We start from the raw sequence: 19,073 nt of genomic DNA on the forward strand, positions 1-19,073 counted from the left end.
ATGGACTTCGACAGGTTGCCCGATCAAAAGGATTCGACGAAGCGTCGGGCGGCGTTCGATACCGGCGATGTGAATGCGCGCGGCGAGCCGGGCAAGTGGGCCGCGCCGTCGCGCACGCCGTGTCGAAACAATCTCGTACGCTGGCGCGTCACGCAAGCGCAAACGTTTTCGACGTGCACGGCGCACGACGGACGCCACACGCCACGCGTTCCCGTCCGCGATCGTCGTGAACACGAATCCCGGGCCGCGCTCATGCGCGCTGCAAGTCCTCGCCCCTTGCCTGCCCGGCGGCAGTGAGCCGGTTGCACGCCATTCAAGTAGCCAGCCGATCGCGAATTCATCCCCGGCCGGCCGCCGCATGCGCGCCTCCCGACGCCCCACGATTTCCGGAAATCCCCCCGCCAATATCTGCCGGCATCCCCACTTTGGGAGATGCCATTGCCCGACAGCAAGCCTACGATTGACCACAGGGCATCGGGGGCGGATGGCATCAGAACAAGCGGGCAGGCCCGCCATTCCGGGTCGAAATCAACACATGCCCACGCAGTTTATTGACACAGCTTCTGCGTACGATGGCGTTCGACGTGTGCGGTGAGTCGCTTTCATCGCAACACGATGGCGCGTTGATGACGGAAGGCCTGCTGTCGTATTTCGGGGAATTTCAATCAATATGCTGGCACGAGACTATGTGGAACGAGAGCTCTCTCACATCCAGAGAATGGTGGCTCTCCTGGACAGCGAACAGAACGCTGACGATGTGTCGATGTCGGGCGCGGGGCGCGTGCGGCATCCGAGCTACTGGCGCGGGCGAATCGAGGAGCTGCTGTCGGCGCCCGATGTGCCGCGCCACATCAGAAAGCTCAGCGAAGCGGTGCTCGCGAAGATCGACGAGATGGAAATGCGCTTCGCGGCGATGAAGTAAGTGCATCGTCGGATACGGCGCCGGCATGGGTTTCGTCGCGTCGTCGACCGGATCGCCGGTCGCTTATCCGGCCGGCATCACGTCAAGCAGGGCCGCACGGAATGCGGCCATCTCCGCAGCGGTGCCGATGGACACGCGCAGATACGCGGGCGGGCCCGATTCGCGAATCAGGACGCCGTGACGCAGCAGGCCGCTCCAGATCCGGTGCCGATCGGCAAACTCGCCGAACATCACGAAGTTCGCATCCGAATCGGCCACCGTGAGGCCCAGGCCGCGCAGCCAGCCGACGGTCGAATCGCGCTCGGCCTTGATCGTCTCGACTTGCGACAGCATCTCGTCGCGCGCGACCAGCGCCGCGCAGGCCGCCGCCTGGGTGAAGGCGGACAGGTGGTAGGGCAAGCGAACCAGCTTCAGCGCCTGCACGATCGCGGGCGCGCACGCGCAATACCCGACGCGGCCGCCCGCGAACTTGAATGCCTTGCTCAACGTGCGGGTCACGATGAGCCGCGGATGATCCGGTAGCAGCGTCACCGCGCTGGGTACGCCGTGACGCCGGAACTCCGCATAGGCTTCGTCGACGACGACCACGCCCGGCGCGACGTCGAGAATGGCGCGAGTATCGCCGACCGGCAGCGCGGTTCCGGTCGGGTTGTTCGGCGACGTCAGCAGCACCACGCTCGGCTGGTGCGCGCGGATACTGTCGAGCGCCTGATCCACGTCCAGCGCGAAATCCCCGGTGCGCGGCAACGTATGGAGGCGCGTGAAAGTCGTGCGGCAGTATTCGTCATACATGGGATACGCGGGCGTAAAGGCCAGCGCCGATCGCCCCGGGCCGCCGAATGCCTGCAGGATCTGCTGGATCACCTCATTCGAGCCGTTGGCGGCCCAGATGCCCGCTGCGTCGACCGTCACGCCGGTGTCGTGTGTCAGATACGCCGCCAGATGCGATCGCAGCCCGGCAAAGTCGCGATCGGGATAGCGGTTCGCCGCGCGCGCGGCGTCGGCCACCGCGGTCGCGATGCGCTCGACGAGCGCGGGCGACGGCGGGTAGGGATTCTCGTTGACGTTCAGGCAGACCGGCACGTCGAGCTGCGGCGCCCCGTACGCGTGCTGCAACCTGAGGTCCTCGCGCAGCGGCAGATCCGACAAGGCGACTTCTTTCCAGGTCTGTTGCATTGAAAACACTCCGTACGGTATCGATTGATCGGCGCAGCAGGTTTTTAAGGCGGCAAAAAACAAAAAAGGCGCCGCAGGCGCCTTGGTTGTCGTCTTGATCGGGCATTCACCCGATGCAATTGCTAGATGCGAAACGAACCAGGGCGCAACAGGGGGCGTCCGTGGTGATGGTGCAGCGAGAGCGTGGTGTTTCGAATCGACATGCGTCGCATCATGGCATACCGCGGTCCGGAAGAAAAGCGCGCGACCCCGTGTGCGCCGGATTCGATTGGGCCCATGGCGCCGGAAAAATGCCCATTACGTCTGACGATAAACGGTAACAAACGTCGTATTTCGACCAAATGCGAACGAGTGATTCAAACGCTGGCGCCAATTGACTAAGATGCGCAGAAGACGTTCGACAAAAACGCACGGCGCGGGGTGGCCAGATGCAAATGAACGGGTTGATTCCATCGGCATGGATCGATGACGTCTATGCCGCGGCACTGGGCGATCAGCGCTGGGAAACGGTGCTGGACGGGCTGAGATCGTGGGTCGGCGTGCGCATGGTCACGCTGCTGTCGTTCGACGATGCGGCGCGGGTGCCGGCGATCGAGAAGGCGGCGGGTGACGATGCGTCATGGGTCGCCGCGTGTTATCACACGTACAACACCGAGTTCTATCGGTACGACCCGGTCGTGCCGGTCGCCGGCAACTGGCCGGCGGGCCGCTGGTTCGAGGACGTCAGGCACCTGTCCGCGCACCAGCGCGCGCACAGCGAGTTCTACCAGGAGTTCCTTCACCCTTATGGGATCGGCAGCATCTCGGGCCTGTACATCCATCGCGGCGAGGGTTCGGGCGCATTCCTCAGCGTCCAGGGCGGCCTCGAATCGCAGGGGCTGTCCGACGATCAGCGCCGCGCGATCGAAAACATGGGCATGCACATCAGCCGCGCGCTGCAGATCCAGGCTCGGATCGGCGAGCTCGAGGCGCGCGTGGCCGCGGCCGAATCGGCGCTCGATGCGATTCCGGTGCCGGTGTTCCTGCTCGGCGCGCAGCGCGAATTGCGCTATACGAATCGCGCGGCCGATCAGCTGATCGCGGCGGAGCCGGCGTTGCGGGTGGTGAACGGGCGTTTCGCGCCGGAAGGCTGCGTCGACGATGTGCAATGGCGGCACGCGTACGCGCGCGGCGGGCTGTTGTTGCGGCGCGCGACGGGCGAACCGTTGCCGCTGGCGTTGATGCCGGTGCCCGAGCAGTCGCGCCTGATGCGCGAGCGGCCGGGCGTCGCGACGCTGATGACGGCCGCCGACCTGCGTTCGCCGTCGGCCCGCGCGCAGCGGTTGCGCGTGTTCTACGGACTGTCGTCGGCAGAGGCCGATCTCGCCGTGCTGCTGTGCTGCGACGGGCTGTCGCCGCAGGAGTGCGCGGGGCTGCGCGGCGTGTCGATCGGCACGATCCGCACGCAGATCAAGTCGATCTACGCGAAGACGGCCGTGGCGCGCGCGGCGCAACTGACGTCGCTGGTCATGCAGACATGACGGCAACGGCAGGCGAGCGCGCCTGTCGCTGCACGCTTTCCCCGTCGTTCTTTCCTTCCTGAATCGCGCCGCCGGCGGCGCGTGCGCATGACATTGCGCCGACGTACATGCGTTGAGATCAGTCATCCTACGACAATGAAAAGCGAAGCGGGCGATCGATTTCCACTGCCAGCCTGAGCAATCAGCCGGCCGCTCGCCGCAAATGCGAACCCGCTTCCGGAAAACGTTTCGCATGGAGCCACCTAAACAGAGAATACGATTCCCCGAAATTCGCTGCAAACCCATCGTGGCTGCGGTTCTAGGGGTATGCACCAAGTGAGTTAAACGATTAACCGACGTACATTCGCGTCAACACGTCATACGACGTATGACTCTGCAGCCGGTGAGCACGGCGTCGAAGCGTGCGCATGCCGGCCGCTCGCCGCGCGACAACGAGTACAACCATCAAGGAGACTGACGATGAAGCACCGATTCACCCGCTCCCGTACCGCCCTGGCCGTTGCGCTGCTGGCCGGCTTCGCGATGTCCGCCCAGGCGCGCGTGTTCCGCTCGGCGGACGTGCATGGCGACAACTTCCCGACCAACATGGCCGTGAAGTTCATGGGCGACGAACTGTCGAAGCAGACGGGCGGCAAGGATTCGATCAAGGTGTTCGGCAACAGCGCGCTCGGCTCGGAGAAGGACACGGTCGACCAGGTGCGGATCGGCGCGATCGACATGGCGCGCGTAAACGGTGCGTCGTTCAACGAGATCGTGCCGGAATCGCTGATCCCGTCGTTCCCGTTCCTGTTCCGCGACGTCGACCATTTCCGCAAGGCGATGTACGGCCCGGCCGGCCAGAAGATCCTGGACGCGTTCACCGCGAAGGGGATGATCGCGCTGACGTTCTACGAGAGCGGCGCGCGCTCGATCTACGCGAAGCGCCCGGTGCGCTCGCCGGCCGACATGAAGGGGCTGAAGGTGCGCGTGCAACCGTCCGACCTGATGGTCGACGAGATCAAGGCGATGGGCGGCACGCCGACGCCGATGCCGTTCGCCGAGGTGTACACGGGGCTGAAGACGGGCCTCGTCGACGCGGCCGAAAACAACATGCCGTCGTACGAGGAAACCAAGCACTACGAAGTGGCGCCCGACTACTCGGAGACGCAGCACGCGATGACGCCGGAAGTGCTGGTGTTCTCGAAGAAGGTCTGGGACACGCTGTCGCCGCAGGAGCAGGCGGCGATCAGGAAGGCCGCGGCCGATTCGGTGCCGTACTACCAGAAGCTTTGGACCGCGCGCGAGGCGTCCGCGCAGCAGGCGGTGACGAAGGGCGGCGCGAAGGTCCTGCCGGCCGCGCAGATCGATCGCGCGGCGTTCGTGAAGGCGATGCAGCCGCTGTGGACGAAGTACGAGAAAACGCCGCAGATGAAGCAGATCGTCGACGAGATCGAGGCCACCAAGTGACGCGTCGCACTTCCCTGAACGGCGCCGCGGCCGCCGGCGGGGCGGCCGCCGCCCCGGACGGCACGGGGCCGGCGCGGCCGCATGCCGCGCCGCTCCTGCGCTGCGTGAACGACGTGCTGTTCCGCGTGCTGGCGGTGATCGCGTCGGCGTGCCTCGCGGTGCTTACGGTGTTGGTGTTCTACGCGGTCGTGATGCGCTACGTGTTCGAGAACGCGCCGGATTTCGTGGAGCCGATCGCGCTGCTGCTCGTGATCGTGATCGCGATGTTCGGCGCGGCGATGAAGGTGCGCGACGGTGGTCACATCGGCCTCGATTCGCTCGTGCGCCGGCTGCCGCCCAGGTCGCGCACGGTGGTGATCGCGATCCAGCACGTGAGCCTGATCGCGTTCGCGATCATGATCATGGCCGGCTGCGGCAGCATGGCCGCCGAGACGATGGGCGACCGCATTCCGATCATCGGGCTGCCCGAAGGCGTGCGCTACCTGATCGCGATGCCGGCCGCGATCGCCATCATCCTCTTCTCGCTCGAGCACCTGCTCGCGCTTCGTCGTTCTTCGCCGGGGCAATAACGCCATGGAACTCGCGATCCTGTCCGTCAGTTTTCTGATTTTCCTCGTGCTCGGCGTGCCCGTGTCGTTCGCGCTCGGCATCGCCTGCGTGCTCACCTATATGGTCGAAGGCCTGCCGATCGCGACCGCGATGCAGGCGATGATCTCGGGGATGAATGCGTTCTCGTTCCTCGCGGTGCCGTTCTTCATCTTCTCCGGCGAACTGATGCTGCACGGCGGCATCGCGGACCGGATCCTGCGCTTCGCGCAGGCGACCGTCGGCCACTTTCGCGGCGGCCTCGGGATGGCGAACGTCGTCGCCTGCACGCTGTTCGGCGGCGTGTCGGGCTCGCCGACCGCCGATACGTCGGCGATGGGCGGCGTGGTGATTCCGCTGATGAAGCGCGAAGGCTACAGCGCCGCGTACGCGGTCAACGTGACGACGCACGCGTCGCTCGCCGGCGCGCTGATGCCGACGTCGACCAACATGATCATCTACGCGTTCGCCGCGCAGGGCATCACCGGAATGCTGCACGGCCAGCCGGTGAGCGGCGTGTCGATCGGCGACCTGCTGTTTTCCGGGCTGCTGCCGGTGTTGTGGGTGATGGGCTTCGTGCTCGCCGCCGCGTACTGGCAGGCGGTGCGCCACGGCTACCCGCGCCGCGAAGACGGCTCGTCCGCGCTGCCGCGGTTTCCCGGCTGGTATGCGGTGCTGCGCAGCTTCGTCGGCGCGGTGCCCGGGCTGATGGTGATCGCGATCATCCTCGTGTGCGTCGCGAAGGGCATCGCGACCGCGACCGAAGCCGCCGCGATCGCCGTCGTGTACTCGCTCGTGCTGACCGCGGTCGTGTACCGCACGCTGACGGCCGAGAAGCTGCGCCGCGCGCTGTCGCATGCGGCGCGCACGACGGGGGTCGTGCTGCTGCTGATCGCGGTGTCGAACATGCTGCGCTTCCAGATGTCGTACCTGGAGATTCCGGATGCGATCGAGGGGCTGCTGAAGCAGTCGACCGCCGCGCCGTGGCTGATGCTGCTGTACATCAACATCATCCAGGTGTTCCTCGGCACGTTCGTCGACATGGCCGCGCACATCCTGATCACGACGCCGCTGTTCCTGCCGATCGCGATGGCGTGCGGTGTCGGGCCGGTGCAGTTCGGGATCATGCTGCTGCTGAACTGTTCGCTCGGCCTCGTGCATCCGCCGATCGGCTCGGTGCAGTTCGTCGGCTGCGCGATCGGCAACGTGTCGATCGGGGAGACGACGAAGATGGCGTGGCCGTATTACCTCGCGATCTTCAGTGCGATCAACATCGTCACTTACATGCCGTTCTTCTCGACCTGGCTGCCCAGCGTGATCAGCGGGCACGCGGTGTTCTGACCGGATGCGTTGCCTGACGCGGCGCCGGACGACCGAGGTTGTCCGGCGCCGCGTTCGTTTGCGTGGCGCCCTTTCAATTCAACGGAATGCACATGCCCGCTCAATCCTGCTGCGTATCCGGCTCGCCGTTTCCATCGGCCGACCGTTCGTCGCGCCGATCCTCCAGCTCGCGCCACAGCGCCGGGCGCGCATGATCGCGGGGCGGCAGCGGAATCACGTAGGCCACTCCTCGCACGTTGATCACGGCCCCCGAGTCGGGCAGCGTGGCCGGAATGCCCGAGGGCGGCGGGTCGGTACCCGGTTCGGAATCCGTACCCTGGCCCAGGCTGGACGGGTGTCGAAGCATCATGCAAATTCTCCCTGGCGCCGCGAATCGGCGCATCAATAACGGACCCGCCCGATCAACCCCAACGGATCGACGGCGTGCTGGACGGCGGCGGCGAGTTCCCGTTGCGCGGCCGGCACGTGCTTGCGGTAATACGCGACGTTGACCGGCCCGACCCCATGCTCCGCGCTGAAGCAGCCGCCGGCCCGCACGACGCGCTCGTACAGCGCGCCGCGCAGCGCCATCTGCTGCAGCGGCCCGTAGCGTTCCGCATCGGCGTGGGGAATCGACACGACGAGATGGCAGCCGCCGTCGCCGAAATGACCGAACGCGTAGCAGCGCAGCGACGGATGCGCCGCCGCGATCCATTGCTCGGCATCGGCGACGAATGCGGCCAGCGCGCCGCGCGGAAACGACACGTCGAACGACAGCGGAATGCCGTGCTGCGCAACCGCAACCGGCAGCGCATCGCGGATCCGCCAGAACCGTTCGGCCGGCGCGCAGGCCGCGTCGAGCACCACGCGTTCACCCGCCAGCGTGTCGAGCGTCGCAATCGCGCGATCCTCGAGCAGCCCGTCGAGCCCCGGCATGCCGGTCGCGATCTCGACGAGCGCATAGCATGCGGCGGCATCCGCTTCAAACGGAATGCGCAGCGCAGGAAACGCGGCGGCGACGCAACCGACGGCCGCGGCCGACATGAATTCGAACGCCGACAGCATCTCGCCGAACGCGCGCTCGAACGCGAGCAGGCCGGCGAGCGCCGCGTCGTACGACGCGAACGCGACGAACGCGGCACACGACGACCGTTCGAGCGGTGCGAGCGCGAACGACACGGCCGTCACGAGCCCGTGGGCGCCGTTCGCGCCGATGAAGCATTGCGTGACGTCGAAGCCCGCGTTGCGCTTGCGCAGCGGCGCGAGCGCGTCGATCACGGTGCCCGCCGCGTCGGCGAGCACGACTTCGACGCCGAGCACGTTGCGGCGCACGTCGCCGTACTTGATCAGGCGACTGCCGCCCGCGTTGGCGCCGACGAGGCCGCCGGCCGCCGGATCGCTGCCGAGGTCGATCGGCAGGCCGAGGCCGGCGTCGGCCGCCGCGCGGTTGATGTCGGACAGCCGCGCGCCGGCCTCGACGGTGATGCTGCGATTCGCCGCGTCGAACGCGCGAACGGCGCGCATCCGGTCGAACGACACCACGCATTGCGTGCCGCTGCGATCGGGCACGGCGGCGCCGACGAGCCCGGTCCGCGCCCCCTGCGCGACGAGCGCGACACGGTGCGCGACGGCGACCCGCGCGAGCGCGCTCGTGTCGGCGGTCGACGCCGGCCGCGCGACACCGAGCGCGAGGCCGCCGTGTCGCGTCACGTCCGTCGCGTACGGCTCGCAGGCTTCGGCCGACGCTCCGTCGAGCCAGCCGTCGCCGAGCGTCGCGGCGAGCGCGTGCCGTTGCGCGGCACGGTCGGGCAGCGCGCTCATCGTCAGCCGGCCCGCACGAGCTGCTTGCGCAGGCGGCCGCGCACGACGACCAGCGCGATCAGCGGCACGACGCCGCCCCACAGCGGGCTGTGGCGCATCGCGATCGACACCGCGAGCGCGACGACGGTGACGGCGAGCAGCACGATCGACAGCGAACGGGCGCGCGCATGGTCGACGAACGTGCCGTCGACGAACCCGCCGTCCGACCACGCGGTATGCACGATGCCGACGACCAGCACGCACACGAGCATCGCGGCCGGCCCGAGTTCTTCTCCCCACAAACGGCTACCTGTCGGCGACACGAGCGCCAGCACCGCGCCGATCACGAGGAACAGGTCGACGCCGATCGCGATGCTGTTGCGGTCCGCGCGGCGGATCAGCCATGCGCCGTGCACGAGCGCGAGCACGCCGCCGATCAGGAACGCGTGCGTCCAGCGCACGTCCGGCTGTTCGGGCCCGAGCCGGCCGTAGAACAGGAACACGATCGCCGGCAGGAAGTTGCTCGCGTGCAGCAGGTAGTCGGTGATGGGATTGCTCGATTTCATCGGGGGATTCTCCTTCGTCGAAACGTCGAAACGATGGGCGACGCGTCATGCGTCATGCGTCGTGCCAGCGGAACAGCCGCGCGGCGGCGAACAGGAACAGCGCCGTGCTCGCGGTCATGCCGAGCAGTTGCGGCGCGAGCTGCGCGTACGGGGCGCCGTCGACCAGCGCGCCGCGCAGCGCGACGGCGAACTGGTTGGTCGGCAGGAATGCGAGTACCGCCTTGAGCCAGGCCGGTGCGTCGTGCATCGGGATCGTCAGGTCGCTGAAGAACAGCAGCGGGTAGTAGGTGACGTTGCACGCGAGTTCCGCGGCCGCGAGCGACCGCGTGCGGCTCGCGAGCAGCACGCCGATGCTGAGCACCATCGCCGCGCCGAGCAGCACGATCGGCAATGCACGCAGCCCGTCCGGCGTCGCGATCGGCAGCGCGATGCCGAACGCGACGCGTGCGACCGTCAGCAGCACGAGCGCCGACAGCGCCATCATCACCATCCGCGCGACGATCAGCGCGGCGAGGAACACGCCGCGCGAGACCGGGAAGCACACGTACAGCTTGAAGGTATTGCGTTCGCGCAGCGACGCGATCGCGGTGGTCGTCGAGTTCAGGCCGATCGCCATGAACGCCATCACGAGAATGCCGGTCGCGAAGAACGCGCCAAAGTCGAACGGGCGGCGCGCCGGTGCCGCGTTCTCGAAGCGCGCCTGCGCGGCCGGCAACCCGAGCCGCTGTGCGGCGCAGCGGGCGAGCGCGATCTCGACGACGCGCGACGCGGCCTTGACCGCGAGCGAGCCGTTGAAGTCGTAGCGGATCGTCGCCGGCGTGCGCTCGTCGGCGCCGAGCACGACGGTCACGCGATCGGCCGCCGCGCCGCGCCCGCCGAAGGTCGCCTTCACCGTGTCGCTGTGCGTGAGGCTGGCGACGATCTGCGCTTCGCATGCGCGGCTGTACGGTGTCGCGCCGCCGGGCACGTCGAACGCGATGTCGGCGGTGCCGAGCGACCCCGATCCGCCGAACGCGAACAGCATCACGCTCAGCAGGAACACCGGGAACACGAGCGTCCAGAACAGCGACGAGCGGCTGCGCAGATAACCGAGCAGCTCGTTGCGCACGAGAATCAGGAACACCTTAGTCATGGACAGGGCCCTCGGTACAGAGGCGCAGCAGGTCGCCCGGCGTGCTCGGCGCGAGCGCGAGATGCTGGATGCCCTGTTCGCCGACGATGCGGTGCACGTTCGGATGCAGCGTCGCATCGCCGAACACCTCGACGACGTGCGCGGCCGACACGCGCACGCCGGTCACGCCCGGCAGCGCCGCGAGCCGCTTGCGCAGCGCGCGCGCGTCGGCTTCGTCGCGGCAATGCAGGACCGCGCGCGCTTCGCCGACGAGCTCGGCGCGCAGCGCGTCCTTGTCGCCCTGGTAGCGCACGCCGCCGTCGCGCACCCAGACGAGATCGTCGACGACGGCAAGCTCCTCCTCGGCGTGGCAGATCATCGCGACGCTCGTGCCGCGCGCGCGGTGGCGCAGCAGGTCGATCACGACGCCCGCATAACGACGGTCGAGGCCGGTGAACGGTTCGTCGAGCACGGCCAGTTCGGGGCGGTGCGCGAGCGCCACGTAGAGATCCACGCGCTGGCGCTGCCCCTTCGACAGCGCGCGGCACGGCTTGTCGAGCAATTCGGCGATGCCGAGCGCCTCGGTGACCGCGGCGTCCGCATGCACGTACATCGCGCGGTGCAGCGCGACGATCTCCGACACGCGGAGATGGTCGGGATACTCGACCTTCTGCAGCTGCGCGCCGAGCCGCCGCAGCGACGGCGTGTCGCGCATGAAGCGCGCGGCCGGCACGTCGAGCACGCGCACGTCGGTGCCGCCGCGCCGGAAGCCGAGCAGCGTTTCGAGCAGCGTGGTCTTGCCGGAGCCGTTCGGCCCGACGATCGCCGTGACCGCGCCGAGCCGGAACCGCACGTGCCGCGCGGAGAAACGGAAATCGCCGGCCGCGACGTCGATCGCGCGCGCGCCGAGCGCCGCACCCGGCGCGTGCGCATCGGGCAGCGGCTGCGAGGCCGTGCGCAGCGGCCGGTCGAACGCGGTGTGCGGGCCGAACAGCGCGCGCACGGAGGCGAGGAACGAATCGCTCATCGTCGGCTTCCTGTCAGTCGAACAGCATGACCTGCGTGTCGCGCGCGCCCCGGTACGGGTTGCGGCCGTGCGCGACCAGCATGTTGTCGACGACGAGCACGTCGCCGGCCTGCCACGGGAATGCGAGCTCCTCTTCGTCGAGCGCATCGTAGATCGCGACGAGATCGTCGAACGGCATCGGCGAGCCGTCGCCGTAGCGGATCTCGTACGGGAACGCGGCGCGCGCGCCGTACATGCGCTGCAGGTAGCGGTAGCTGAGCTCGCCCATCGAGCGCGGGTTCGGGTGCTGCGCGCTGGCCTGGTTGAACCAGACGGTTTCGCCGGTGCGCGGATGCGCGCGCAGCGCGCTGCCGACGTGCGACACGGTCACGCTGCCGTCGTCGAGCCAGCGGCAGCCGACGCCGCGTTCCGCGCACAGCCGCTCGACCTCGTCGCGGTCGCGCGTGCCGAACGCGTCGTGCCACGGCCGGTGGTATTCGGCGAACGGCAGGTTCGGGTTGGCGGCGAGGCCGTCCGCGCGATCGCCGGGCGCCGCGAAGTTGCGCAGGTACATCACGCCGCGCGCGGCGAACCGTTCGCGCAGCGCGGCCGGCACGCGCGCCGTCACGCGCCGCATGTCGCAGATCGGCGTTTCGCCGCCCGCATCGGCCGGCTGCCGGCAATAGAACGCGACGAGGCGCGGGAACGCGGGCATGTAGGCCATCTCCTGGTGCAGCCCGATCTTGAACGGCGGCGGCATGCGGGTCGATTCGTACACCTGGCCGTCGATCTGCTTGCGCGGCGCGGCGCCCGCCGTGTAACCGTTCGCGTGCGCCGGATACAGCGCGCCGAGGCGGCCGAACGCGGCGGTGTCGGGCACCGCGAAACCGCGCCACAGCAGCGCGCCGCACGCGTCGAGCAGCGTGTCGATCGTGTCGAGCCGCGAGCGGTACCACGCGACGAACATCTCCGGCGAGGTCGCGAGCTCGGCGCTGCGCGGCGTCACGCACAGCGGCAGCGTCGCGCCGGGCGCGACCGCCGCGCAGTGCACGTCGTCGGCGCCGAGCCGCACGGCGGCGTGCGCGGCGAGAAAGGCGAGGTCGGTCATCGCTCAGGCCAGCGCCGGTTTCTTCAGCAGGATCTCGAAGCCGAGCGCGCCGAGCCCGGCGCTCGGGCTGTAGATCGACGCGACGTCCGCGAGGCCGGCTTCGGCGACGAGCGCGCGCGCTTCGTCGAGCGTGATCTTTTCCTCGACGTGGGTCGGCGGATAGTCGGCGGCGGCGCGCATCTCGGTGAAGCGGTCGAGCAGGTGCTGCGGCGCGTCGCGGCGCATGTCGTGCACGAGCGCGATGCCGCCCGGCTCCAGCACGCGATACATCTCGGTCAGGCTGAGCGCCTTGTCGGGCAGGTGGTGCAGCGTCGCGCGGCCGACGGCCATCGTCAGCGTGCCGTCGTCGAACGGCAGCGCGAGCGCGTCGCCGACGCGCATCTCGATCGTGTCGTCGAGATCGAGTTCGCGGATGCGCGGGCGGCCTTCGTCGAGCATCGCCGGATCGAGGTCGATGCCGACGTAGCGCCAGCCGCGCATCGCCGGGTCGGTGGCGAGCCGCACCGGCACGACGCCGGTGGCCGTGCCGATGTCGGCGATCACGCCGGGCGTCATCCCGCGCGCGAGCTGGCGGATGCGGCTGATGAACAGCAGGTCCCACGGTTCGAGCGTTTCGGTGGCGAAGCGATCGTAGTCGTTCGCCGGGCGCAGGTTCTTGAGCAGCATGACGTTCCTTTTGCTGAATGGTGCCGATGGATGAAGGTTCACAGCCAGCCGACCGGCACGGCGGCCAGCAGCCGTCGCGCGGTCGCGCTGTTGACGCCGAAGGCCGGGCGGCGCCGGCGCTCGACCGCATGCGCGGCCATCGCCGCGATGCGCGCGCCGAGCCCGACACCGACGCCCCACGACGGCGCGGCGACACCGAGTTCGAGCAGCGTCGCGGCCGTCAGGAAATCGATGTTCGGCCGCAACGCGCGGCGGGCGTCGGCCTGCGCGCAGCACGCGTCGAACAGCGTCACGTACGCACCGTCGAAGCCGTGCGCGGCGAACAGGCCGCGCATGTGCGGCGGACGCGGATCGGCGACGAACAGCGGATGGCCGAAGCCGTACAGCGTGTGCTTCGCGTCGAGCGCCGCATCGATCGCCGCGCGGCCGGCGGCGTCGAGCGCGGCGGGCGGTGCGTCGATGCCGCCCGGGACCGAGCGTGCGAGCGCGGCGAGCCAGTGCATCGCTTCGAGTGCCGCGCCGACGTGCGACGGGCCGCTCGCGAGGAAACCGGACGCGATCGCCTGCGTGAGCGTGACGCCGGTGCCGATCGCGACGCGCGGCGCGAGCACGGTCGGCGTGATGTAGCCGAAGCCGGCGTGCCACGCGACGAGCAGCATGTCCATTGCCGCTTGAGCCTGCGCATCGTGGCGCGTCGCGCCGGTCAGCACGAGCATGCGTTGCGCTTGCGTCGCGGCGGTATCGAGCGAAGCGCCGCCGTCGGTGCCGGCCGCAAACGGACGGCCTTCGATCGCCGCATGCAGCAGGAACGGCGCGGCGGCCGCGCACAGCAGCATCGTGTCGAGATCGGCGTCGTCCGGCGCGTTGCCGGGCATGCGTGCCGTCACGTCGTCGAAGCCGCGCAACAGGCCGGACGCGGCCGCGAACACCGGCGCGACACCCGTCGCGCCGAGATCCGCGGCGACGGACTGCGCGGCCGAGCCGGGCGCCAGCGCCGCGGCGAACGCCGCGAGCCGCGTGCGGATCGCCGCCTCGTGCTTGCCATGAGCCGCGTTGCCCGGCGCGACGTCGAACCACAGGTGCGCGAGCGCGCCTTCGAACGTCGTCGCGCCGATCAGCGTGTTCAGGTCGAGATCGCGCACGCGCAATGCCTCGGGCTCGAGCGTCGCGCCGTCGATGTCGGTACCGCGATGGCGCGTTGCGGGGCGGCCGAGCAGGTTGCGCGGCGCGTCGCCGGTCGAGGTGGCCGAAGCGTTCGTGCCAGTCGAAACGTTCGTGCCGGAATCGAGTGTCGTGTCCATGTCATTCCGCCTGCACGAGTTCTTCGCTGCTGACGCTGATCGCCGCGTGCGCCATCGCGGCGATCACGGCCGCGTGCTGGTCGACCACGGGCAGCACGTTCGCGAAGTAGTAGCGCGCGCTTTTCAGCTTGCCGCGATAGAACGCGAGTTCGGCCGGCGTGTCGGCCGTGTCCGGCGCGTCGAGCCGACGCGCGGCGATCGTCGCCGATTCGAGCAGCACCCACGCCGACGTGACGACGCCGAACATCTCGAGAAAACGCGTGTAGAACTGGCTGCTGCGGTGCGTGTGGCCGTCCTGCACGTCGCGCGCGATGTCGTCGAGCGCGGCGGCGATCCGGTCGGCGCCCGTGCGCAGCGCGTCGAACAGCGGGCGCAGCTCCGCATGCGTGCCCGTGTGATGCTGGCGCGCGAGGAACACGTCGAGTTCGTCGCGATAGTACTGGATCAGCCGCGAATGGCGGCCGAAGCCGAGCTTGTCGCGCACGAGGTCCTGCGCCTGGATGTAGTTCGTGCCTTCCCAGATCGACAGGATCTTCACGTCGCGCGCGTTCTGCTCGACGGGGCTCGCGTCGGTGTAGCCGAGCCCGCCGTGCACCTGGATCGCGGTTTCGCAGATCCGCCATGCCTGATCGGAGATGAACGCCTTGCAGACCGGCGTCAGCAGCAGTTGCAGCTTGCGATGGCGCTCGATCTCGGCCGGATCGGCGTCGGGTGTCGCTTCGAGCATCGCCGCGCGTGTCGCGGTCGCGGCGAGCTTGCCGAGCAGGCCGCGGCAGCCGTCGACGCGGCTTTTCATGTCGACCAGCATGCGCTGCACGTCCGCGTGCTCGACGATCGCGACGCGCGCGGCATTCGTGTTCGACGCGCGCTCGATCGGCCGGCCCTGCAGCCGGCGGCCCGCATACTCGACCGCGTGCAGGTATGCGCTCGACGCGACGCCGACGCCGAACATTCCGGTACTCATCCGCGCCTGGTTCATCAGCGGCATCAGCTGCAGCAGGCCGACGTTGCGCCGGCCGCCGAGCAGCCAGCCGCGGGTCGTGCCGTTCGCGCCGAACACGAGGTGCGTGTTCGCGCAGCCCTTGAGCCCCATCTTGCGCGGCAGGCCGATGCAGTCGACATGGTTCGGCTGCAATTCGCCGGTTTCCTCGTCCGGCCAGAAGCGCGGCACGACGAGGCACGACAGCGAGAACGAGTCCGGCGACGCCGTGTCGATGCGGCCGAGCACGAAATACAGCGTGTTCTCGGTCAGCTCGTGCATGCCGGCCGAGATGTAGACCTTCTCGCCGTCGATCGCGTAGATGTCGCGTTCGAGCGGCGTCGCGCGCAGCGCGACCGCGGTGAGGTCGGTGCCGGCCTGCGGCTCGGTCGCGCAGAAGCACGCATCCCAGCGGTACGCCTCGAGCGGCGCGATCAGCGCCTTCTGGTGCGGCGTGCCGTGCATCTGCAGCAGCTTGATCGCGGGGCGCGTGAAGCCGCCGTACGTCATGAACGACGGGTTCGCGCCCATGAACATCTCGTAGATCATCTGCGTGACGATCGGCGGCAGCCCGTGCGCGGTGCCGAACAGCGTGTTCGACCATTCGTCGCGAAACCGCGCCCACAACGCGTGGAAATGCGACGGAATGCGCACCTGGCCGTCGTCGAGCAGCGTGCAGCCTTCGACGTCGGCCTGCTGGTAGCTGCGGCCGAGGTCGAGCGCGAAGTCGCGCGCGCGTTCGAGCAGCGCGTCGATCGATGCGCGGTCGTGGGTGCCGTACAGGCCGTGTTCCGCCAGGAACTGCTTGTCGGCTTCGAACAGTTCCCACAGAAAGAAGCGCAGTTCGCGCAGGCTGACCTTGTAGGCGCTCATCATGCGTCTCCTTCGATATCGAGTGCGGCATCGAGGCCGCCGGCGAGGTCGACGACGGCCGCCGCCGCCGCGCCATGCAGTGCCGTGTCCCACACGAGCACCGAGCGGCGCTCGCCTTCGTCGAGCGCGCCGGCGAGCCGGATCAGCGCGGCCGCCGATTCGGCCGACGACAGGTGGCCCGAGCCGTCGTGCTGAATCCGCGCGCCGACCGGGATCGACGCGGCGTCGGCCACGCGCGCCGCGAAGCCGGGATCGAAGCCGGGAGGCACGCACCAGTCGATCTGATCGGCGCGCAGCCCGGCCATGTCCAGCGCGCGGCGGATCGCGCGCGCGGCGACCGGCGCGAGCGTGTCGCGCAGCGCGCCCGGCGCGTCGGCCCACGGATCGGCGATCGACGGCCCGAACTCGAGCGCGACGGACCGCACGCCGCCCCAGTCGGCCGGCTCGGGCGCCGGGCCCGCGCGCGACACGAGCAGCGCGGCGGCCGCGTCGCCGTAGCCGACCAGGTCGCCGAACTGGCGGAAGAACGGGTAGAGCCACTTGTCGCTGAGGATCACGAGCGCCTGGTCGCCTTCGTCGAGCAGCCCGTCGAGCAGCATCAGCGCCGAATACCAGCCGAGCGTGCCGTTCTGGCCGAGCGCGAACGGCGTCACGCGTTGCAGGCCGAGTTCGTACTGCATGCGGCCGACGACCGAGTCGCCGATGCCTTCGTTGAGCGCGCAGCTCGCGACGATCACGTGGGTCGTGCGGGCCAGTTGCCCGGAACCGAGCTGGTCGCGCAGGTCGAGCGCGGCATCGGCGGCGAGATCGGCGAGGCTGCGCCCGGGCGGCGCGACCCGCAGCGCGGGGCGGCCGCCCGGCGCGAGGCGCGTGCCTTCCTCGGGCGTCAGCGCGCCCATCCCGCGCGGCCGCGCGAAGCGCGCCTGCGGCAGCAGCAGGTGCCGGTAGCCGGGATGGCGCTCCTGTGCCTGGATCGCGCTGAACACGACGGCGGGCGGCAGCACCACGACGCCGCCGGACAGGGCGAGCGTGCCGGGCGCGGCGACGCGGCGCGCGCCGAGGCAGGTTTCTTCGAGCGTCGACAGGGTCATGCGGCGGTCTCCTCGTTCGTGCGCGCGAACGCGTCGCGATACTGGTTTTTCAGCGCGGGGCGGTCGATCTTGCCGTTCGGGTTGCGCGGCAGCGCCGGCAGCGGCTCGACGACGAGCGGGCTCATGTAGGTCGGCAATGCGTCGCGGCACGCGCGTGCGATGTCGGCGCGGCACGCGTCGGCGTCGAGCGTCGACACGACGCATGCGGCGATCGCCTCGCCGAGCGACGCGTGCGGCACGCCGAACACCGCCGCCTCGCGGATGTGGGGCAGCGCGAACAGCACGTCCTCGACTTCGGTCGGGCTCACGCGGTAGCCGGAGGTCTTGATCATGTCGTCGCCGCGCGCGACGAAATACAGGTAGCCGTCGGCGTCGCGCCGCACGATGTCGCCGGACCACACCGCGACGTCGGGGCGCGGGATCTCGCCGTGCCGGCGCGGCAGCGGGCGAAAGCGCTGCGCGGTCAGCTCGGGCCGGTTCCAGTAGCCGAGCGTGACGAACGCGCCGCGATGCACGAGTTCGCCGGGCTCGTCGGCCGCGCATTCGCTGCCGTCCGCACGCAGCACGAGGATCTCGGCGTTCGGCACGGCCTTCCCGATCGACGTCGGGCGCAACGCCGCGTCGGCCGGCGGCAGGTACGTCGAACGGAACGCTTCGGTCAATCCGTACATCAGGTACGGCGCGGCGTGCGTGAACAGCGCCTGCAGGCGGTGCAGCAGCGGCGTCGCGAGATGGCCGCCGGTGTTCGCGAAGCGGCGGATTCGCGTGCGCGCCGTATCGCTCCAGCCGGCCGACGCGAGCTGCATCCACAGCGGCGGCACGCCTGTGATCGACGTCACGCCGAACGCGTCGCAATGGCGAGGCACTTCGGCCGGCTGCAGGAAGTCGAGCGGCGTGTAGCACGCGCCGGACGCCAGCGCGGTCGTGAGCTGGCTCAGGCCCGCGTCGAAGCTGAGCGGCAGCACACCGAGCACGACGTCGTCGTCGGCCAGCCCCTGGTATGCGGCGACGCTGAACGCGCCCGACACCAGGTTGCGGTGCGATACGACCACGCCTTTGGGCTTGCCGGTCGAGCCGGACGTATAGAGCAGCGCGGCGGGATCGTCGTCGACCGGGCGGCCGGCAGCCAAAGGCGCCAAAGGCGCCGAAGGTGCCGGAGCGCCGGCGTCGGACGCGGCGAACGCATCGGCCAGCTCCTCGATCAGCATCGCGCGGGTGCCGACGAGCGCGGCGAGCGCCGGCAGGCGCTTCAATCGCTGCGCGCCGGTCATGAACAGCGCCGCGCCGCTGTCGGCGACGATGTGTTCGATCTGCGCTTCCTTCAATTGCGGATTGACCGGCACGAAGATCGCGCCGAGTGCGTTGGCCGCGAGCATCGCGACCACGGTTTCGATGCGTTTCGGCGCGTAGATCGCGACGCGCTCGCCGGGCCGCACGCCGCGCGACGCGAGCGCGGCGGCCGCGCGGCGGACCGCGCGCGCGAGCTGTTCGTAGGTCATCGTGCCGCCGCCGTCGGCATACGCGGGATGATGCGGCCAGCGCGCGGCGCCGTGGTCGAGCAGGTCGGCGATGCTGATCAGGGCGTTCATGATCGGCTCCTCTC

Annotated in this window: 17 protein-coding genes; 5 read left to right on the forward strand and 12 right to left on the reverse strand. The window is 69.4% G+C overall.

Going from position 1 to position 19,073, the window contains the following annotated elements:
* Window positions 1-670: 670 nt before the first annotated feature.
* A complete protein-coding gene (locus tag AB3K92_RS01150) occupies window positions 671-922 on the forward strand; it encodes a hypothetical protein (protein ID WP_042975551.1) in 252 nt (83 codons plus the stop codon).
* A gap of 63 nt (window positions 923-985) precedes the next feature.
* Here AB3K92_RS01150 and AB3K92_RS01155 read toward each other — a convergent pair whose 3' ends face one another.
* On the reverse strand, window positions 986-2,098 hold the full coding sequence (locus tag AB3K92_RS01155) for a histidinol-phosphate transaminase (protein ID WP_301853933.1): 1,113 nt from the start codon (window positions 2,096-2,098) through the stop codon (window positions 986-988).
* A gap of 434 nt (window positions 2,099-2,532) precedes the next feature.
* On the opposite strand from AB3K92_RS01155, the gene AB3K92_RS01160 reads away from it, so the two are divergent.
* The 4 genes from AB3K92_RS01160 to AB3K92_RS01175 all read left to right on the forward strand — a co-directional run bounded on the left by AB3K92_RS01160 (window position 2,533) and on the right by AB3K92_RS01175 (window position 6,990).
* Complete coding sequence (locus AB3K92_RS01160; RefSeq protein ID WP_224051602.1) at window positions 2,533-3,618, forward strand: helix-turn-helix transcriptional regulator; 1,086 nt, start codon at window positions 2,533-2,535, stop codon at window positions 3,616-3,618.
* 459 nt (window positions 3,619-4,077) lie between these two features.
* The gene (locus AB3K92_RS01165) at window positions 4,078-5,064 is read left to right on the forward strand and encodes a TRAP transporter substrate-binding protein (RefSeq protein WP_048027553.1); all 987 of its coding nucleotides are present in this window, start codon (window positions 4,078-4,080) and stop codon (window positions 5,062-5,064) included.
* A complete protein-coding gene (locus tag AB3K92_RS01170; protein WP_059675717.1) occupies window positions 5,061-5,633 on the forward strand; it encodes a TRAP transporter small permease in 573 nt (190 codons plus the stop codon). Before AB3K92_RS01165 ends, AB3K92_RS01170 begins: the two co-directional genes overlap by 4 nt.
* 4 nt (window positions 5,634-5,637) lie before the next feature.
* On the forward strand, window positions 5,638-6,990 hold the full coding sequence (locus AB3K92_RS01175; protein ID WP_059579193.1) for a TRAP transporter large permease: 1,353 nt from the start codon (window positions 5,638-5,640) through the stop codon (window positions 6,988-6,990).
* A 100-nt stretch (window positions 6,991-7,090) separates the two neighbouring features.
* On the opposite strand, the gene AB3K92_RS01180 is transcribed toward AB3K92_RS01175, so the two are convergent.
* The 11 genes from AB3K92_RS01180 to AB3K92_RS01230 are packed head-to-tail and all read right to left on the reverse strand — an operon-like array spanning window position 7,091 to window position 19,059.
* Window positions 7,091-7,339, reverse strand: coding sequence for a hypothetical protein (locus AB3K92_RS01180; protein ID WP_301853937.1), 249 nt, complete (start codon window positions 7,337-7,339; stop codon window positions 7,091-7,093).
* A 32-nt stretch (window positions 7,340-7,371) separates the two neighbouring features.
* On the reverse strand, window positions 7,372-8,790 hold the full coding sequence (locus AB3K92_RS01185) for an FAD-binding oxidoreductase (RefSeq protein WP_301853940.1): 1,419 nt from the start codon (window positions 8,788-8,790) through the stop codon (window positions 7,372-7,374).
* A gap of 2 nt (window positions 8,791-8,792) precedes the next feature.
* A complete protein-coding gene (locus AB3K92_RS01190) occupies window positions 8,793-9,335 on the reverse strand; it encodes a hypothetical protein (RefSeq protein ID WP_059590725.1) in 543 nt (180 codons plus the stop codon).
* Window positions 9,336-9,387: 52 nt separating this feature from the next.
* The gene (locus tag AB3K92_RS01195; protein WP_301853943.1) at window positions 9,388-10,467 is read right to left on the reverse strand and encodes an ABC transporter permease; all 1,080 of its coding nucleotides are present in this window, start codon (window positions 10,465-10,467) and stop codon (window positions 9,388-9,390) included.
* A complete protein-coding gene (locus tag AB3K92_RS01200; protein WP_021160284.1) occupies window positions 10,460-11,473 on the reverse strand; it encodes an ATP-binding cassette domain-containing protein in 1,014 nt (337 codons plus the stop codon). The genes AB3K92_RS01195 and AB3K92_RS01200 overlap by 8 nt, the downstream gene beginning before the upstream one ends.
* Window positions 11,474-11,486: 13 nt before the next feature.
* Window positions 11,487-12,560 carry a TauD/TfdA family dioxygenase gene (locus AB3K92_RS01205; protein WP_059483987.1) on the reverse strand — a complete coding sequence of 358 codons (1,074 nt, stop codon included), beginning with the start codon at window positions 12,558-12,560 and terminating at the stop codon, window positions 11,487-11,489.
* Between the two features lie 3 nt (window positions 12,561-12,563).
* Window positions 12,564-13,226: a class I SAM-dependent methyltransferase gene (locus AB3K92_RS01210; protein WP_060221573.1), complete on the reverse strand. Its 663-nt coding sequence runs from the start codon at window positions 13,224-13,226 to the stop codon at window positions 12,564-12,566.
* Between the two features lie 38 nt (window positions 13,227-13,264).
* Entirely contained in the window at window positions 13,265-14,527 is a 1,263-nt protein-coding gene (locus AB3K92_RS01215; RefSeq protein WP_301853945.1) for a citrate/2-methylcitrate synthase, read from the reverse strand.
* 1 nt (window position 14,528) lies between these two features.
* Window positions 14,529-16,379, reverse strand: coding sequence for an acyl-CoA dehydrogenase (locus AB3K92_RS01220; RefSeq protein WP_059590719.1), 1,851 nt, complete (start codon window positions 16,377-16,379; stop codon window positions 14,529-14,531).
* Complete coding sequence (locus tag AB3K92_RS01225; protein WP_301853948.1) at window positions 16,379-17,470, reverse strand: hypothetical protein; 1,092 nt, start codon at window positions 17,468-17,470, stop codon at window positions 16,379-16,381. Before AB3K92_RS01225 ends, AB3K92_RS01220 begins: the two co-directional genes overlap by 1 nt.
* A complete protein-coding gene (locus AB3K92_RS01230) occupies window positions 17,467-19,059 on the reverse strand; it encodes an acyl-CoA ligase (AMP-forming), exosortase A system-associated (protein WP_301853949.1) in 1,593 nt (530 codons plus the stop codon). Before AB3K92_RS01230 ends, AB3K92_RS01225 begins: the two co-directional genes overlap by 4 nt.
* Window positions 19,060-19,073 lie beyond the last annotated feature (14 nt).

The organism is Burkholderia sp. Bmkn7 (assembly GCF_041103175.1).
GTDB lineage: Bacteria > Pseudomonadota > Gammaproteobacteria > Burkholderiales > Burkholderiaceae > Burkholderia > Burkholderia cepacia.

Excerpts from the sequence above, each read along its gene's own strand:
- AB3K92_RS01200 (WP_021160284.1), bottom strand. The coding sequence starts at position 11,473 with ATGAGCGATTCGTTCCTCGCCTCCGTGCGCGCGCTGTTCGGCCCGCAC.
- AB3K92_RS01230 (WP_301853949.1), bottom strand. The coding sequence starts at position 19,059 with ATGAACGCCCTGATCAGCATCGCCGACCTGCTCGACCACGGCGCCGCG.
- AB3K92_RS01160 (WP_224051602.1), top strand. The coding sequence starts at position 2,533 with ATGAACGGGTTGATTCCATCGGCATGGATCGATGACGTCTATGCCGCG.
- AB3K92_RS01195 (WP_301853943.1), bottom strand. The coding sequence starts at position 10,467 with ATGACTAAGGTGTTCCTGATTCTCGTGCGCAACGAGCTGCTCGGTTAT.
- AB3K92_RS01220 (WP_059590719.1), bottom strand. The coding sequence starts at position 16,379 with ATGAGCGCCTACAAGGTCAGCCTGCGCGAACTGCGCTTCTTTCTGTGG.
- AB3K92_RS01190 (WP_059590725.1), bottom strand. The coding sequence starts at position 9,335 with ATGAAATCGAGCAATCCCATCACCGACTACCTGCTGCACGCGAGCAAC.
- AB3K92_RS01185 (WP_301853940.1), bottom strand. The coding sequence starts at position 8,790 with ATGAGCGCGCTGCCCGACCGTGCCGCGCAACGGCACGCGCTCGCCGCG.
- AB3K92_RS01205 (WP_059483987.1), bottom strand. The coding sequence starts at position 12,560 with ATGACCGACCTCGCCTTTCTCGCCGCGCACGCCGCCGTGCGGCTCGGC.
- AB3K92_RS01165 (WP_048027553.1), top strand. The coding sequence starts at position 4,078 with ATGAAGCACCGATTCACCCGCTCCCGTACCGCCCTGGCCGTTGCGCTG.
- AB3K92_RS01155 (WP_301853933.1), bottom strand. The coding sequence starts at position 2,098 with ATGCAACAGACCTGGAAAGAAGTCGCCTTGTCGGATCTGCCGCTGCGC.
- AB3K92_RS01180 (WP_301853937.1), bottom strand. The coding sequence starts at position 7,339 with ATGATGCTTCGACACCCGTCCAGCCTGGGCCAGGGTACGGATTCCGAA.
- AB3K92_RS01150 (WP_042975551.1), top strand. The coding sequence starts at position 671 with ATGCTGGCACGAGACTATGTGGAACGAGAGCTCTCTCACATCCAGAGA.
- AB3K92_RS01175 (WP_059579193.1), top strand. The coding sequence starts at position 5,638 with ATGGAACTCGCGATCCTGTCCGTCAGTTTTCTGATTTTCCTCGTGCTC.
- AB3K92_RS01225 (WP_301853948.1), bottom strand. The coding sequence starts at position 17,470 with ATGACCCTGTCGACGCTCGAAGAAACCTGCCTCGGCGCGCGCCGCGTC.
- AB3K92_RS01210 (WP_060221573.1), bottom strand. The coding sequence starts at position 13,226 with ATGCTGCTCAAGAACCTGCGCCCGGCGAACGACTACGATCGCTTCGCC.
- AB3K92_RS01215 (WP_301853945.1), bottom strand. The coding sequence starts at position 14,527 with ATGGACACGACACTCGATTCCGGCACGAACGTTTCGACTGGCACGAAC.